General features: G+C 63.5%; 18 protein-coding genes. 11 read left to right on the plus strand and 7 right to left on the minus strand.

Features of this window, described 5'->3' with window-relative positions:
* Positions 1-5: 5 nt before the first annotated feature.
* Entirely contained in the window at positions 6-278 is a 273-nt protein-coding gene (locus ABHM97_RS01840; RefSeq protein WP_211710125.1) for a DUF2277 domain-containing protein, read from the minus strand.
* Positions 279-435: 157 nt separating this feature from the next.
* On the opposite strand from ABHM97_RS01840, the gene ABHM97_RS01845 reads away from it, so the two are divergent.
* The gene (locus ABHM97_RS01845) at positions 436-699 is read left to right on the plus strand and encodes a WXG100 family type VII secretion target (protein ID WP_018779397.1); all 264 of its coding nucleotides are present in this window, start codon (positions 436-438) and stop codon (positions 697-699) included.
* A 67-nt stretch (positions 700-766) separates the two neighbouring features.
* On the opposite strand, the gene ABHM97_RS01850 is transcribed toward ABHM97_RS01845, so the two are convergent.
* A complete protein-coding gene (locus ABHM97_RS01850; RefSeq protein ID WP_235518248.1) occupies positions 767-1,801 on the minus strand; it encodes an EamA family transporter in 1,035 nt (344 codons plus the stop codon).
* 71 nt (positions 1,802-1,872) lie between these two features.
* On the opposite strand from ABHM97_RS01850, the gene ABHM97_RS01855 reads away from it, so the two are divergent.
* The 4 genes from ABHM97_RS01855 (at position 1,873) to ABHM97_RS01870 (ending at position 7,933) form a co-directional block, all read left to right on the plus strand.
* A complete protein-coding gene (locus tag ABHM97_RS01855) occupies positions 1,873-2,421 on the plus strand; it encodes a CGNR zinc finger domain-containing protein (RefSeq protein ID WP_235518246.1) in 549 nt (182 codons plus the stop codon).
* A 265-nt stretch (positions 2,422-2,686) separates the two neighbouring features.
* Positions 2,687-5,317 carry a DUF7927 domain-containing protein gene (locus ABHM97_RS01860; RefSeq protein ID WP_349469376.1) on the plus strand — a complete coding sequence of 877 codons (2,631 nt, stop codon included), beginning with the start codon at positions 2,687-2,689 and terminating at the stop codon, positions 5,315-5,317.
* A gap of 89 nt (positions 5,318-5,406) precedes the next feature.
* Complete coding sequence (locus ABHM97_RS01865) at positions 5,407-6,891, plus strand: SpaH/EbpB family LPXTG-anchored major pilin (RefSeq protein WP_284987371.1); 1,485 nt, start codon at positions 5,407-5,409, stop codon at positions 6,889-6,891.
* A 109-nt stretch (positions 6,892-7,000) separates the two neighbouring features.
* On the plus strand, positions 7,001-7,933 hold the full coding sequence (locus ABHM97_RS01870) for a class C sortase (protein WP_349469377.1): 933 nt from the start codon (positions 7,001-7,003) through the stop codon (positions 7,931-7,933).
* A gap of 21 nt (positions 7,934-7,954) precedes the next feature.
* On the opposite strand, the gene ABHM97_RS01875 is transcribed toward ABHM97_RS01870, so the two are convergent.
* The 4 genes from ABHM97_RS01875 to ABHM97_RS01890 all read right to left on the minus strand — a co-directional run bounded on the left by ABHM97_RS01875 (position 7,955) and on the right by ABHM97_RS01890 (position 10,935).
* The gene (locus tag ABHM97_RS01875; protein WP_235518238.1) at positions 7,955-8,404 is read right to left on the minus strand and encodes a hypothetical protein; all 450 of its coding nucleotides are present in this window, start codon (positions 8,402-8,404) and stop codon (positions 7,955-7,957) included.
* Positions 8,405-8,583: 179 nt separating this feature from the next.
* Positions 8,584-8,931 (minus strand): hypothetical protein, encoded by a 348-nt coding sequence (locus ABHM97_RS01880; protein WP_235518236.1) that lies wholly within the window; start codon positions 8,929-8,931, stop codon positions 8,584-8,586.
* A gap of 69 nt (positions 8,932-9,000) precedes the next feature.
* Complete coding sequence (locus ABHM97_RS01885; RefSeq protein WP_349469378.1) at positions 9,001-9,585, minus strand: DUF308 domain-containing protein; 585 nt, start codon at positions 9,583-9,585, stop codon at positions 9,001-9,003.
* Between the two features lie 9 nt (positions 9,586-9,594).
* Positions 9,595-10,935, minus strand: coding sequence for an MATE family efflux transporter (locus ABHM97_RS01890; RefSeq protein ID WP_235518234.1), 1,341 nt, complete (start codon positions 10,933-10,935; stop codon positions 9,595-9,597).
* Between the two features lie 42 nt (positions 10,936-10,977).
* On the opposite strand from ABHM97_RS01890, the gene ABHM97_RS01895 reads away from it, so the two are divergent.
* Both ABHM97_RS01895 and ABHM97_RS01900 read left to right on the plus strand, forming a co-directional pair.
* Positions 10,978-11,565 (plus strand): antibiotic biosynthesis monooxygenase, encoded by a 588-nt coding sequence (locus tag ABHM97_RS01895; protein ID WP_349469379.1) that lies wholly within the window; start codon positions 10,978-10,980, stop codon positions 11,563-11,565.
* Between the two features lie 69 nt (positions 11,566-11,634).
* The gene (locus tag ABHM97_RS01900; protein ID WP_349469380.1) at positions 11,635-12,069 is read left to right on the plus strand and encodes a DoxX family protein; all 435 of its coding nucleotides are present in this window, start codon (positions 11,635-11,637) and stop codon (positions 12,067-12,069) included.
* A 143-nt stretch (positions 12,070-12,212) separates the two neighbouring features.
* Here ABHM97_RS01900 and aztD read toward each other — a convergent pair whose 3' ends face one another.
* Positions 12,213-13,526 carry a zinc metallochaperone AztD gene (gene aztD, locus ABHM97_RS01905; RefSeq protein WP_235518230.1) on the minus strand — a complete coding sequence of 438 codons (1,314 nt, stop codon included), beginning with the start codon at positions 13,524-13,526 and terminating at the stop codon, positions 12,213-12,215.
* Between the two features lie 112 nt (positions 13,527-13,638).
* Between aztD and ABHM97_RS01910 the strand changes: the two genes are divergently transcribed.
* From ABHM97_RS01910 to ABHM97_RS01925, 4 genes are all read left to right on the plus strand, one after another.
* Positions 13,639-14,040 carry a hypothetical protein gene (locus ABHM97_RS01910; protein WP_235518229.1) on the plus strand — a complete coding sequence of 134 codons (402 nt, stop codon included), beginning with the start codon at positions 13,639-13,641 and terminating at the stop codon, positions 14,038-14,040.
* Positions 14,037-14,363: a PEP-utilizing enzyme gene (locus tag ABHM97_RS01915; RefSeq protein ID WP_235518228.1), complete on the plus strand. Its 327-nt coding sequence runs from the start codon at positions 14,037-14,039 to the stop codon at positions 14,361-14,363. The genes ABHM97_RS01910 and ABHM97_RS01915 overlap by 4 nt, the downstream gene beginning before the upstream one ends.
* Positions 14,363-14,929, plus strand: a complete 567-nt coding sequence (locus ABHM97_RS01920; protein ID WP_349469381.1) for a hypothetical protein — start codon at positions 14,363-14,365, stop codon at positions 14,927-14,929. Before ABHM97_RS01915 ends, ABHM97_RS01920 begins: the two co-directional genes overlap by 1 nt.
* 73 nt (positions 14,930-15,002) lie before the next feature.
* Entirely contained in the window at positions 15,003-15,977 is a 975-nt protein-coding gene (locus ABHM97_RS01925; RefSeq protein WP_349469382.1) for an acyl-CoA thioesterase, read from the plus strand.
* Positions 15,978-16,000 lie beyond the last annotated feature (23 nt).

Below are 16,000 nucleotides of genomic sequence, written 5' to 3' on the forward strand. Positions count from 1 at the left end.
AAGTCCTAAGCGGTGCCGAAGCGGACCGCTGCCCTGGCCCTTGCCTTGGCTGCTTCCTCGTCACGGTTCTTCGCCGGGGCGTGGCTCACCAGGGAGTCCAGGAGATGTTGCGTAATGTGCGCGATCTCGTGGACGGCCTCGGCGAAGGCTTCCTCGTTGTCTTTGGACGGCTTGGTGGACCCGCTGATTTTGCGCACATACTGCAGCGCTGCGGCCTCCACTTCAGCGGTCGTGGCATGCGGTTCAAAGTTATGAAGGGTCCTGATGTTGCGGCACATAACCCCATGCTAACTATGGGCAGTGCTGCATGGGGAGGGGTGCCCATCGACGGGTTTGCGATTGCCGGGATAGGTTTTAGCTATTGGATCTTCCGGATGAGCCGGAGGCCGCTGGGGATGCCGAAGAGCTCGGGTCCGAACAATGAAGGAGAATCTCATGGCTATTTGGGGTGCAGATGTTGATCAGCTTCGTCAGCTCGGTAATAAGCTGAAGGCCGGTGCTGAGCACATCGAGCAGCAGCGTTCCCAGCTCAAGGGTGCCCTTGACGGCACCGACTGGAAGGGCCCGGACGCTGACAAGTTCCGCGGTGAGTGGGACAGCCAGCACGCTTCGAACCTGAAGAAGGTTGCCGACGCACTTCGCGAAGCCGGCGATCGCGCTCAGAAGAACGCTGAGCAGCAGCAGCAGGCTTCCAACTAAGACAGTTGGAGAAAGGCCCGGACGCATACGCGTCCGGGCCTTTTGCTCTTAAGCCGAGGTGGTTCCGTTAGTTCCGGGGCGCCTCGGTGACGGATCCGGAGGGAACAGGTTCGACGTCGTTCGGATGGTCCAGGACGGACGGCAACTGTGCGCGGGCCGCCCTGCGGTCACCACGCAACTCGTCAACGCGGACAAGCACTACCCCGCCCACAATGAGGAGACCGCCCAGCAACTGGATCGGCCCCGGCAACTCACCCAGGAGCAACCAAGCCCAAACCACGGCGAACAACACTTCCGTGAGGGACACGAAGGACGCCACCTTGGAGCCAAGGCTGCGGGCAGCCATGATGCCGGAAACGTACGCGAGCACTGTCGCCAGGACGATCAGGCCCACGGCGGATACCCACCAAGGTGTGGTCCACGGTCCCAGGGTGGTGTCTGCAGCACTGAAGGTCATGGGGAGTATCCCGGACAGGCCCACCAGCCACATCACAATGGCCCCGACCAGGAGCCCGCCTGAAGCGAGTACCAGCGGAGGGAGCGTGTCATTTTCCTTGGCGGTAATGAAGAAGTAGATCACCAGGCAAACGGCGGCGGCCATGCCCCAGAGGACACCAATGAAGTCCACCTTCACCGAACCCGTCAGGTCGAGCACCAGAACCAGCCCACCCAACGACAACAGTGCGCCCGCAGCAGTGAGGGCGCGCGGGCGTCGTCGGCTGGCGATCCACAACCACAGCACGATCATCACCGGGGCAAGGTACTCAAGCAGCAGCGCCACCCCCACGGACAAGCGGGCAACGGCGTTGAAATAGAAAAGCTGGCAGCCTGCGACCCCGATAAGCCCGAAAAGGAGGATGGTGAGCCAGTTGTCCTTGAGTTGGTGCCAACGGCCGCGAAGAACCACGACGGCGGGAATCACCAGGATCAGGGCGGCACCAGTCAGACGCACGGCAACCGCGGCCCCGGGTGACCATCCGGTCTCCAGCATCGATTTGGCGAATGAGCCGGATGTACCGAAAACAGCGGAAGAAAAGAGCGCGATGCCGAGTCCTGATGCGAGGAATCCCTTTGCATCAGCCTTCGTCGTTGGAGCTGACACAGCAGCCTCCTGTCAGGAGTAAAGTGGGCTTATGGTCATGACAGTACTCCCGAGCCTTGTAAGGAGTCAAAGTGCTTTTTGCGCCTGACACCGAGGTTGCCCTCCGTAGCGTCGTCAATCTGATCAATACCGCGGCCAACGGAGAAGAAGCGCTGGCCACGCTGGAGGACCTCGACGCGTTCCTGGACGCCGAAGAATTCACGGGCTCCCGTACCAACTCACCCGCGGAGCTGAGCAGCATCAAACGGCTCCGGAGCGAGTTGGCTGCACTCTGGAGTTCCGACGAAGACACTGCGGCCAAGTCCGTCAACAAGCTCCTCGCCGACGCCAAAGCACTCCCCCAACTGGTGAAGCATGACCATTGGGACTGGCACCTCCACGCCACCACCCCGGAAGCCCCCCTGGCCGACCGCATGGGGACAGAGGCCGCCATGGCCATCATCGACGTGATCCGCAGCAGGGAAATGGAGCGGATGCGGGTGTGCGCGGCTGAGGACTGCGACGCCGCCGTGCTGGACCTCAGCCGCAACCGCTCCAAGCTTTACTGCGACACGGGCAATTGCGCCAACCGCGCCCATGTTGCGGCGTACCGTGCGCGGAAGGCCGCGGAAAGCGAGTAGGTCGCGGGGGTTTCAGCCGCCCCATCGCCTGTGACCGAGGTCACATTTATTACAGCATCACGATTCCCTACCCCGCCCTACCTACCCCTCAGAAAGAAAATTCGGGCGGCTCCCAAAAGCTTGCCCGGCGAGGGTGCCAGGGAAAAGGAATCGTATGCGGAAGCAATCGGAGCACACACATGCTCGCGTTCGGGGCAGGTGGGGTGGCGAGACTGCGCATGCGGTGCTTGGCTTCCTGGCCTGCCTGCTTCTCGTTCTTGTAGGGATGACAGCGTACGGAGTGGTCAACCCGTCCGTGCCCGCGTCGGCAGCTCCTGGCTCGCCCGGGGTCACCCAACCGGGCAGCCTCATCTACAGCGAAGACTTTTCCAACCAGAACGCTGCCGCAGCCCCCATCCCCCTCGGTTCCTATGCCGGCGGGACTGCCGCGGGTAACGAGCAATACACGGCAGATGCGGCATGGCTTCCGGGGGCACAGGCGTGTAACGGCTGGATCCTGCGGCAAGGTACGCCCGTGCCAACCAACGGCGGCCTCCTGAACATCCTGACGAACGACCAGTGCGCGCGTAACAGCGCCTTCACTATCTTGGGCAACATGGCCTTCGCCATGGGCAAGTACCAGGGCATGACCGACGCCCAGGCTGCCCAGAACCAGATCCTCAGCGAGTACACGAACAGCACCACTGGCATCCAAACCGCAGGTCTGCAGCTTCAAACAACCAAGAACAGCATCCCTACCATCGCCGGTCATTTCTACGCGGTCTCCGGCATCTTCGGCGAAACAAATTGCTTCTCGAACCACGCCCGCCAGGAGTTCTCCATCCTGGTCAACGGCGTGGCCACGGTGGTAGGCACCAACTTGGACCCGTGCCTGGACCCCAGCCGCCAGACCATCACCATCAACGCAACTGATTTCAGCATCGCGAAGCTCCAGTCCGGGGCGATCCAGGTACCGGTCACCGGCACCACGCCCACCCTGGGCATCCGGGTGCGGAACCTGACCGCCAATGGCAACGGCAACGACGTCGGCTTCGATCTCCCGCAATTGGTTGACGTCACGCCGCAACTGGACAAGGCGTTCAACCCGACGAGCATGTACCAAGGTCAAAACACCACCTTGACCTACACGGTGACCAACACCAGCGACTTGATGGCCAAGAACGGCTGGCACTTCGTTGACACGCTCCCCACCGGCCTGACGGCTGTTGGCTCGCTCGGTGGCACCTGTGTGCGCACAGCCGGAACCGTCTCGGGCCGCACCGTCGATGTGACCGGAAACCTGACTCAGGGCAGCGCTTCCTGCACCATTACGGTGACGGTCACCAGCAACACCCCCGGCGTTTACAACAACTCCGGATGCGTGGCCAACAACGGCTCCGCCGTTCCCAACTGCACCAACAACTTCCCCACCATCACGGGGCTGTACTCCCCAGGAACCGCGCCCCTGACTGTTCTTCCCGTGGTTGACCTGTCCATCACCAAGACCGCCAACATCACCGCTTACATCCCAGGGCAGCCCATTACCTACACGGTTGCAGTCCACAACAACGGGCCCAGCGATGCGGTCAACGCCGTGTTCACTGATCCCCTGCCCGCTTCCATAACCGGTGCTACGTGGACTTGTGCCGTGACGGCAGCAGGAACCTCGAACCTGCCGCCGGCCGGTCCCACAGCCTGCAATGCGCCCAACGGCACCGGCAGCGTCTCCGGCACGGTTCGGATCAACATCGGCGGAACCCTGACATACACCGTCAAGGGAACCGTGGCACCCGGCACAACGGGAACCATTTCCAACACAGCCACGATTGTTCCGGCCGCGACCACAGCCGTGCCGAACATGCCAGGCGGCGGCCCCAACCCCGTTCCGGGTTCCACCACCAACGTTCCCACAGTCGACACCGCCTGCCCGCCTTCACCCGGCGTGGGTTGTTCAGCGACCGTGACCACTCCGGTAGATCCGCAGTGGACCATCGCGAAGACGGCCACCGTCAACGGAACCACCTCCGACAACCCGTCCGTGAAGCCCGGCGACACGATCACGTACACCGTGACCGCCACCAGCAACCGCGGGCAGATCAACAACGTCGTCCTCACCGATAACCTGGCCGATGTCCTGGACCAGGCAACCTTTGTTCCCGGCTCCGCTGTCCTGACCATCGGTACGGCCGCCCCGGTGCCGGTAGCAAACCCGGTAGCGCCTTCGACCACCCTGACGACACAACCGTTCACGCTTCCTGCCGGGCAGGTCGCCACTCTCACCTACAAGGTGACCGTCAAGCAGGATGCCTGGAGCTCTCAGCTGGTCAACTTCGCCACCGGGTCAGGCAGCGTCACCCCGGTCCGATGCGCCACTGGCAGCACCCCCTTGGCACCTGAGTGCTCCACCACGCACCACACCCCAGCCAAGATCCTCATCGAGAAAGTCGGCGAGTCATCCGCTGGAACGTGGGTGCCGATGTCTGGTTCCACGTGGGCCATCCTCAATGACGCGGCCGGGGCTCCCGGCACCGTCATCAACAGCTACACGGTGTCACCCATCGCGGCCCAGACCGGGCAGTTCCAACTCGAAGGCATCGACCCAGGCGTCTATTGGCTGGAAGAAACAGCTGCCCCGAAGGGATTCAGCCTGCTGGCGGAGGCCGTGCAGTTCACGGTGGCTGCCAACGGTTCCGTGACGCTGGGCCAAGGCAGCGGATCCGGTGTCGTTACAGCGAGCGATACCGACGCCAACGGCATCTACCTGGTAACCGTCCGGGACGTGCCGGCCCTGAAACTGCCGGAATCAGGAGGGATTGGGTGGTGGCCCTTCACTGCGGGCGGAGCGTCCCTGCTTCTGGTCGCCGTCGCCCTGGCTTACCGGAACCTGCGCCGCACCCGAATCCACAACTCAGCATGACTTCAATCACGGCCCGCCGCAGATAGGCGTGGCCACCACCCCGGAATGTTCGCTCCCGAGCATCGCACCATCACAAGAAAGAGGAAAAAGTGAGTAATCACAGCTCCCGGCGTCTTTGGAAGACCGCCGCCGCCACCATTGCCGGGGCGGTGTTGGCAATGTCCTTCTCCGTGGCTCCCGCAACGGCGGCACCACTGGTTGACAACACCAAGACCGGCTCAATCACCGTCCACAAGTTTGAGCGCCCTTCCACGCCCACCGGACTCCCCAACAATGGCACGGCTGTTGACACCACCGGCCTCAAGCCGTTGGCAGGAATCCAGTTCACCATCCAGCAGGTCAACACCATCGACCTCTCCACCAACGCTGGCTGGGACAAAGCAAACAACCTGAGCAGTTCCTTCACCCCGTCCAACCCCACGGGCTCCATCACCAGCGCCGGGTACACCCTGGGCACGGCTCAGGCCAAGACCACCGACGCCGCGGGAACCGCGGCATTCGGCACCCTGCCGCTGGGCCTCTACCTCGTCACTGAAACCAACTACCCTGCCGGCGTAACGCCGTCAGCTCCGTTCTTGGTTTCCGTGCCGTTGACGGACCCGAACAACAAGAACAACTGGATCTACGACGTCAACGTCTACCCGAAAAACTCCGTGACCGGTGCACAGAAGACCGTCACCGATGCCCCCGCGGTCAAGTTCGGCGACCAGGTCAACTTCACCATCACAGGTGACATCCCCAACGAGGCCGTCATCGATGGTTACAAGGTCACGGATAAGCTTGATTCCAAACTGACCTACGTCGGCGCTACCGCCACTCTGGTTGACGGAACCGTCATCACCAACGGGACCGATTACACCGTTGCTTTCGACGCTGCCACCAACACCGTCTCGGTTGTGTTCACCCCCGCAGGCCGCCTGATCCTCGCGGCCCACAACACCACCAGCGTTCAGGTTGTTGTCAACACCACCGTCAACACCATCGGTGAAATCGAAAACGTCGCTGTGGTCTACCCCAACGCGGGTAGCTTCACAGGAACCCCGGGCCAGCCCGGCGGCCCCATCGTCACTCCCCCGGTTGTCACCAAGTGGGGCGCCCTGACTCTCCAGAAGGTTGACCAGAACGGTGCAGCCCTGTCCGGCGCTTCCTTCTCGGTGTACGCCAACCAGGCTGACGCCAAGGCAGGCACCAACCCCATCAACCTCGGCGGCAAGACCACGTTCACCGTGGCCGCTGACGGCACCCTGACCCTGACCGGCCTGCGTTACTCGGACTGGGCCAACGGCGCTGCTGTAGCTCCGGGCTCCGCCGATTACCGGACCTACTACCTGGTTGAAACCACCGCCCCGGCAGGCTACGAACTGCTCGCTGAGCCGATCTCCTTCCTGATCAACCAGGCTTCCACCGCCGTCGGCGTTGACCTGCAGGTCAAGAACATCCCGTCCAACGGCGGCTTCCAGCTGCCGCTGACCGGTGGCGTCGGTACCGGTGTCCTGTATGCCGCTGGCGCACTCCTTGTCGTCGGCGCGGCTCTCCTGCTGGTTCGTTCACGCCGGAGCACCAATAACAGCTAGCAACTGAGGACCGTGGGTCCCCAGCCTGAACACCAAAGTGGGGAAGAACGCCGGTTAAGCGCTCTTCCCCACTTTGCTTCCCCAGAGCACAACCCTCCCCAGGATCTTCATGTCAAAGCCTCAAACCTCCAAGCCGCGGGCGCGGCGGACCCTCCGCGACACGTGGAGCACACAGCGAATCCTCATCGTTGTGGCCGCGATCCTGGGCATCGGGATCCTTCTGTATCCCACTGCTGCCGCCTGGTTCTCGGACCGCGTCCACGCCACGGAGATCAGCGGGTACGTGAAAACCGTTGAAAGCCTGTCGCCGTCCGCGCAGGAAGCCCTTCTGGATGAGGCACGACAGTTCAACAAGGAACTGCCTTCAGGACCACTCCGTGATCCCTACTCGCTGAATGAAAACGGCGAGCAGACAGTTGTTGGCGCAGGCTCCGAGGCGTATAAGAAACTGCTCGACGTCGGCCCCGAAGGCATGATGGGACGCATCAGCATTCCCTCCATCCACGCAGACCTGCCCATCTTCCACGACACCGATGACGAAACCCTGTCCAAGGGCGCCGGACACCTCTTCGGGTCCGGGCTCCCGGTAGGCGGACCTGACACGCATAGTGTCCTCACCGCCCACTCCGGCTTCGTCAACGCCACGCTTTTCGACAATTTGGACAAAGTTGTGGAAGGCGACGTCTTCTCTGTGACCGTGCTCGGAGAAACCATCTACTACAAAGTCGATCAAATCCTGAAAGTGCTCCCGGAGGACACCGACGCACTCCGAAAGGTCCCCGGCAAGGACTTGATCACCTTGGTCACGTGCACGCCCAAGGGCATCAACAGCCACCGCCTACTGGTCCGCGGACAGCGCATCGACCCCCCTTCGGGTGACTCCGCGCAAACGGTTCCCAGCCAGGCGCTGGACCCCGGGTTCCCCTGGTGGGCTCTTGGCCTGCTCGGCAGCTCCATCGTGATGGTGGTGGTTACCAAGCCACGAAAGGCTCCGTCAGAAGAATCGGAAGCATCGGAAACGCCGGACACCCCCCACGAATGACCTCGCGGACACGCTGCTGGGCTAAGCTGCATTCTCCGGCCAAGTGACGCGGTCCCCTGCCACCAAAGACATTCGTCCAAGGCTAACGTCCCTGCCTGGAACCAGGAGGTATGGCTGAACCAGGCCCAGCGCAAAGCCAGCCGAGTGTTCCAAGGCAAAATGCATGGCGTCACCGCCCAGCCCGGCAAGCCGGACGTCTGAAACAACGACGGCGGCCCGTAGGTCCTCCCGCTGCGCGGCGAGAGCGTCGTAGCACTCCGCGATCACGGACGTGGCCGGTAGGTGCTGATCGGCCAACATTGCTTCCGTGGCAAGGTACACCTGGTCGCCGTCTTCCTTTATCGCTGCCGCGAACGGATACAGCTCTCCGTAGGCAGAGAGACAGCGAACGGCAAATGGAAGGGCAGCACTGAGCAGGCAATCCACATCATCCTGCGCTGTCTGATCTGCGGTTTCCCGCCATGAAGCCATCAGTTCCCCCAAGAAACGTCATCCGGCCGGTTGCCGTGCGGCTCACCCTACTCCCGGTGGTCCTTCAAGAAAATGCCTTGCGGAACCAGGATGTCAGGGCGGGCGCAGATCCAGCCTGCCAGGGGGATCGTGCGCGCAACAAAAACGCTCCCCCACCTCGGTGGGGAAGCGTTTGAAACTTAGCGTCCGGCGTCGGGCGTTTCCGTGTCATCGGGCGAGCTGGGGACATCGGACGCACCGTGGCCCCGTTTGGAACTGAGGTTCACGCCGGAACCCTTGCCGAGATAGTCGGCGTTCTCTTTATGGCTCATGGACAGCATGGCCGCGACAACCAGGCTCACGATGAACGCGATGCCGGCGCCGGTGAAGGCGAGATCGAACCGGGGCGCCCGTGCGCTGCCGCCCGAAGCGAAGATGAGTACGGCAACGAAGGCCAGCACTGCGAAGAACGCGGAGAACATGAGGGGTCCCTTGACCGAGGTCCGCATCTTGCGCGGTTCTCCTGGTGTCTGGTCTGCCACGGTCATTCCTCCAATGGTGGCGGTGGGTGTCCCGCCGGTCTGCAAAAGTTCTACAACGAGTAGAACGTCCAGCTACTAGTTTACGGCCTCCGGCGAAGCTCCCGGCGCAGAGGCCGTCGCAGCCCCAGGGTTAGCCGTCCGGGCGTCGTGCCTCAGGGTCAAACCGGAGAGCATCCACAGCACTCCCGAAAGGATGGCGCCGCCCCCGGCCACACCAAGCAACGCGTGGGCACCCAAGGCGGTGAAGAACGGCAACAGCGCAGCGGTGCCGACGGAAATAATGCCCGAAAAGAGCCAGTCGCGGGCCACAACATCCCGCTTACGGAAACCGTGGACCAGCTCAAGCAGGCCCATAACCAGCAACGCCAGCATGGCCGACAAAGCGACGCCCGCATCCGACTGGGTGGCCAATGCAGCCGCACCGCCAGCAGCGACAACCACGGGCACGGCAATCGGCAGGGCCCGCGACATCCACAGGGCCGCTGCAGTACCCAGCAGGTACAACCCCACGGCCCAGGCAAGGACCTGCACAGAAGGCGAAGCCCAGAAGATCGTGACGGCCCCGAAGACCAGCGCAACCGTGGCACGGATCAGCACGGGTTTCCAGAGCCCCGCCGCAGCGTCAGAGGGAGTCTTGGCGGGAGTTTTTGGAAGAGTCACCCATCCAGTTTAGTGCGAACCCAACACCATCCAGCGATCAGTCCGCGCCCGCAATCCCAACGTCACTCCACGGGCCAGCATGTAGCCCAGCGCAAAGGCGGCCCACAGCCACAGCAGCCCCGCCTCGCCGTCGGGCCTTACTTGGTGGATGACGTACAGGAGCGGCAAGTAGACGGCCAGATTTACGACGCCGGCAATCGCCAGATAGCGCGCGTCACCGGCACCGATAAGGACCCCGTCGAGAACGAACACATATCCGGCCAACGGCTGCCCGAGCGCCAGTACCCAAAGCGCAACAGTCAAAGCGGAGCGCACCCCGGCATCGGAGGTGAAAAGATAACCCGCCCAAGGGGCCGCCACAGCGAGCAAGACCCCCGTGATCACGCCGAATCCGAGCCCCCAGCGGACCATGGTGCGCGTCAACTCCCGGACCCGGCCGGCGTTCCCGGCGCCGAGTTCCTTGCCAATCAGGGCCTGCGCGGCAATTGCCAGGGCATCGAGGGCAAAAGCAAGGAAGGAAAAGATCGTCATGGCCAATTGGTGCGCGGCCAGGTTGACGGCCCCCTGGGCGGTGACAACAAGAACTGTCGCGAGGATGGCGAGCCGCAAGCTGAGCGTTCGCAGCATGAGCCAGGAGCCGACCCTGGTCATGGCCCTGATTCCGTGCCAGTCGGGTCGCAGGGAAACGCCGTGTCGCCGCGCGTTCCGGCCGACCATCACCAGATAGACGGCGGCCATGGCCCACTGGGCGATGCTGGTGCCGATCGCCGACCCCGCAACGGACAGGTTCAACCCATAGACCAGGAACCAGTTGAGGGCGATGTTCAGCGCAAACCCCGCCGTTGCTACCAGCAAAGGCGTGCGGGTGTCCTGGAGCCCGCGGAGAACGCCTGTCCCGGCAAAGATCAGGAGCATGGCGGCCAAGCCGGGCATGGACCACCGCAGGTAGTCGACGGCGAATGCGCGCACATCCCCGGTGGCACCCATGAAGCCCACCAGGGGCTCGGCGGCAACAAAACCGACCACCGCGAGCGCCAAACCGAGCAGCAGCGCCAGCCAAACGCCGTCGCGCCCTGCTGCCAAAGCCTTCCCCAGCTTGCCGTCGCCGATCGCCCGGGCGACTGCCGGCGTCGTCGAGTAGGCCAGGAAGACCATGAGACCCACTGCAGTGTGCAAAACAGTGGACGCGAGCCCGACGCCAGCCAGCTGGTCGACCCCCAAATGTCCCACGATCGCGGAGTCGGCCAGGAGGAACAGGGGCTCGGCGATCAGCGCGCCAAAGGCGGGAACAGCCAGGCGCAGGATCTCGCGGGCGTTGGAGCGGGGTGTGGTGGTTGTGGTCTCAGGCACTAAACCAGCCTAGTGGGCCGTGTGGCGGGTACATTTGAGGCCGTGTCCAACGAGCATCCCGTCACAGTTTCCGTGGCCCGCACTATCCTTCCCGGCTATACCCGGCAGGCGAATGCGTGGGCGCACGCCGGCCAGGAATTGGCACGCGAATGGCCAGGCTACCTCGGATCCGGGTGGGTGCGGAACGGCGAGGACTCGAATGAGTGGCACATGCTGTACCGCTTCGCGGATGCCGGCGCGCTGCAGGCTTGGGAGGATTCCGAGGAGCGTCGCTGGTGGATAGACAGCGCCAGGGACATGATGGAGACAACCCGGGTGGAACGGCACACGGGAATCGAGGGCTGGTTTTCCCGGCCGGGCGATGTTTCGGTGGTGGTCCCCGAGACCGTTGCGCCACCCCGCTGGAAGCAGGCCATCAGCATCTTCCTGCCGTTCTTTCCGCTCAGCCTGCTGGCGAATTTCCTGCTGCACCCGGTCACCCAACATTGGCCTTTGGTGTTCGCGGTACTGCTTAACATCGTCATCCTGACCCCGCTGATGACCTATATTTTCCTGCCAATCACTACCCGTTTGCTTCAACCGTGGCTGCAGAAGCCGCCACGGAAGCGCCGGGTACGGCAGGATTCCTAGTTCGCGGCCTTTGTCACATTCGGCCACGATTAGTTGACACTTCAACTTATCTTCGGAAGTGTTGAACACATGAACAAGTCCAGCTTGACCACCACAGCCCTGACCATCCTGCGCGTTATTGCAGGATTCCTCTTCGCCGCGCACGGTTGGCAGAAGTTCAACGAATTCACCATCGCCGGTACTCAGGCATCCTTCGCACAAATGGGCGTTCCGGGTGCTTCCGCAGTCGCCCCGATCGTCGCGACCCTCGAGCTCGTCGGCGGCATCGCGCTGATCATCGGCTTCCTGACACGCGTCTTCGCCGCCCTCCTGGCCGTCGACATGCTCGGTGCACTGTTCCTGGTACACGCCCCGGCCGGCATCTTTGTCGCCAACGGCGGGTACGAACTGGTGCTGCTCTTCGCCGGCGCCGCCTTGGCACTCGCACTCGCGGGCGCGGGCCGGATCTCGGCCGACGCCGCCCTCTTCGGCCGACAGGGATCGAAGCTCCGCGTCCTCGCATAAGCCCCGGACGCTCTCTCACGAAACACCCCATTCCCCCAGACGCTCTCTCACTTCCCCAAAGAAAGTGAGAGAGCGTTAGGTGTTTAAGTGGCGGGTCGTGAGAGAGCGTTAGGTGTCTAAGTGGCGGGTCGTGAGAGAGGGTCCTAGCCCGTGATGCCGGTTAGCTCGTTCGGGACGTGGTGGAGCTTCGCCGATTTGGTCACCTTGCCGGACTTCAGGTCCACAGCGTGAAGTGACTGCGAGGCAGGTTCGGTGACGAACGCCGTCGAACCTTGAACGAAGAGCGTCGGGCGCGGGTCCTGCCATGTTGCCGGCTCTTCCCATGCGGCCACGACGGGGATGGAGGATGTGACGGCGCCGGAGAGCGGGTCAATGACCCGCAGCCCGCCATCCGTGCCGAGTACCAGCGCTTCGCCCGCCGGGCCGCGGCCGAGTGAGCGGAAGGAGTAGCTGGTGCCGATGTCGACGAGCTGCATGGTGGCGGTTTCGGTATTGACCAGCGAGACCCGGGTGGGCCGTTCAGGTTTTGCGGCCTTGTCCACCTTGTAATCGCCCAGGATCACCGGGGATTTTTCCGAGCCTGCCTGATTTCCCATCCGACCGTAGGCATCGGGGCTGGCGACCTTGGTGATCGCGCCGTCCTTGTAGATCAGCATCCCGTTTTCGCACCCCACCACAACGGCTTCACCTGCGGCGACGGCCTCGCCATGAACACCAGGGCAGTCCTCGTTGCGCACGACTTCCGTCCGCTCCTGCCCCTTGCCAGCTGAGAGCACTGCGATTCCGGAGCGGCTTTCCTCGTTGCCGAGGGTCACCAGCAGCTTGCCGTCCTCCAGCTCAACAGCCACCCCATGGTGCGCCTCCGGCGTCACGTAGGTGTCCGTCGTCGGCAGTTTCCCATCCTCCACCGCGGCGGCCAGGGCCGATGTTTCGAAGCCTTCCACCTTGCCCGAGCCGTCATTGAAGAGCACGGTCTTGCCTGCGTGCAACACCACGTGGCCGGCCTTATCCGCCTCAAAGGCCAGCTCGGTCAGCTTGGGGTCTGCCACATAATGATGGCTGTGATCGCCATGCGGCTCGGTCCAGGCCCCTGCGTCGAACAGCCGGAAAGCGTCGCCTGTGGAGACAAAAACGTGTCGGCCGTCCCCGGCAGGATTGAGCCGGTTGAATCCGGACATTTCCGCACTTCCCACCTGCTCAAGGGAGGTGGGATCGAGGACTCCAATGCCTGCGTCGTGAGTATAGACGAGCCGCGGCGTCGGTGCACCCGCCTCCTTCGGGCTCGTTTCCGAGGCAGCTGAAGGCGACGCCTCCACGGCGTTGCCGGCGGAGCCGCCGGGGGCTGCGCAAGCGGTCAGCAACAGGGCTGAAAGTCCGACGGCGGCAATCGGCTGCGCGTGCACACGGCGCCGGCGGGTGGGGCGGACGGGGGGCATGGGGGTTGAGTGATCTGGCATGGCTTAAATGATATTGATTCTCATTTAGACCGCAACTTGCGACGGAAACATGTCGCCTCGGGGGCATCAACATGATGTTGACAACAGATTGTTGATGTTCGAGGCTGGAGCAATGACCCACCCCAGTGACGCCGAGGCGGCTGACCTTCAAATGCGAGCAACTCGGCTGCTTCTGGACAGGGGCGGTTCGGATCTCCCCGCCCGTCCATGGCTTCATAAAGACCAGCCACCCTCCGCGACGGACCTCATTCAGCACGTTCTGTGGCGTTCCCGGCGCACAGACGCCGCTCCTGAACCTGATGCCCTGGACCTCCGCGCGGCCCTCGCGTTGGTGTCCGCCGCGCGGGGCGAGATGGACGCCGTCGAATCCGCGCTATTGTTCCTTGCCAGAGCGGAAGGCCTGACGTGGCAGCACATCGCGGACAGCCTCGGGCTCCGCTCCGCGCAGGCGGCGCAGCAGCGGCTGGACCGGCTAGCAGACCGCCCGCACACAACTGCAAGGAGCGCTCGTTGACCGTCCTGGCAGGAACTGCTGCTTGCGCCGGGACCGCCCGGGGAAGTGCCCGGCTCATTCACGGATCCGACGAGTTCGGCCTTTTCCAGGCAGGCGAGGTCCTGGTCTGCCGCACCACGGACCCTGCGTGGACGCCGCTCTTCGGGCTGGCATCGGCGGTGGTCACGGAGACCGGCGGAATGTTGTCGCACGCCGCGATCGTCGCCCGGGAGTTTGGCATTCCTGCCGTGCTGGGCGTGCGTGACGCGCTGGCATTGCTCACTGACGGTGGCGCGATAGCCGTGGACGGAGCGCGGGGAACCGTCACCCTGATGGACGCCTGATGATGATGCTGACCCTGCACGCCGTTCGCCCCCTTGGGTTCGCTAATACGGAGGCCGTAGCGGCCCGCTTCGCCCAAGACGCTGGCCTGGTGGAGGCCCAGCTCATCGACGCCGGAGTGAACGGTTTCGTTTCGCGCAGCACTTTCGCTGGGTTCAGTGGTTGGTTGTTGTCGGGTGCCGGCAGGGTCGAGAATGAACAGCTTCTCGCTGATGAGCTGGACCGGACGGGTGCGCGAAGCCTGGTGCTGGCTGTGCACGACGATTTCGCGGAATCCAACACGAGAGTCGTCAGCGCGTGCGGTGCCATCCAGCTTCAGGCATCGAGCAGCGCCGATGCCATGCACCTCCTGGCGGAGGCCGTGACAGCGTGGCGCCCTCTCGAAGCCCGGCTAATTGAAGTGCTGCCTCGTTTTGGGGGCTACTCGGGGCGCTTGCTACACGCACTCCAACAGGCAGCAAGGGACCCCACATGGATTACCGCCACCAATCGCGATTCCTTCCACCGCGCCTGGTTCGAATTGCACGAAGACCTCATTGCCACCCGCGGCATCCAGCGTGGGCAGTGAAGCGTCTGCCCGCCGAGACGTCCGGCGCTGACTTAGTCACGTAACAGAAACCTGCCAACAGTAAACTTCCAGCATGAGCGACGCTGCCGGCAATTCCGTGACCCTCCGCTTCCTTGCGGCACCCACCGACGTCGGGCACAGCGGGTCCGTCGACGCCGGCACCGTCCTCGAGTGGGTGGACAAAGCGGCGTACGCCGCGGCGGTTGGGTGGGCCAAGTCCTACTGCGTCACGGCCTATGTGGGCAACATCCACTTCACGGATCCGGTGAACAGCGGCGACATGGTGGAAGTGACTTCCACGATTGTTTACACAGGGCGCTCCTCCATGCACATCCACACCGTGGTCAGCTCGCGCGACCCCAAGGGCGGCCCGGAGACGATGCACAGCCAATGCATGGTGATCTTCGTAGCCGTGGGTCCGGACGGCAAGCCGATCCCGGTCCCGCAGTTTGAGCCGTCCACGCCTGCGGAAATTGAGCAGCGCGATCACGCGCTGGCGCGCATCGAGGTCCGTGAGCAGATCGTCAACGCGATGAACGCGCAGGAATATACCGACGCCGGGACAGCCGAGCGCGTCACCCTGCGGTTCATGGCGTCCCCCACTGATGTGAACTGGGGCGGCAAGGTCCACGGCGGCATCGTCATGAAGTGGATCGACGAAGCCGCCTACGTGTGCGCCTCCCGATACTGCGGCAAAGATACTGTGGCCGTGTTCTCAGGCGGCGTTCGCTTCTACAGGCCTCTGCTGATCGGTCATGTCGTGGAGGTCGAAGCGCGACTTGTCTACACCGGTGCCAAGGGCATGCACGTCGCCGTCCACGTCCGTTCCGGTGATCCGAAGACCCGCGAAATGAACCTGACCACGTACTGCCTCACGGTGATGGTGGCCCGGGACGAGACCGGGACGGCCGTGCCCATCCCGGCCTGGGAACCGGTGACTGACGAGGACAAGAAGTTGCACGCGCACGCCCGCGAACTGCTGGAAATCCGTGGCCGCGCACCGGGAAACCGCCTGCCGGATCACCTTTTGAAGGCAGCCGGCGCCTAAGCCCGTCGCTGCCCCGCTCCTAC

Source organism: Paenarthrobacter sp. CAP02 (assembly GCF_040137855.1).
Taxonomy (GTDB): domain Bacteria; phylum Actinomycetota; class Actinomycetes; order Actinomycetales; family Micrococcaceae; genus Arthrobacter.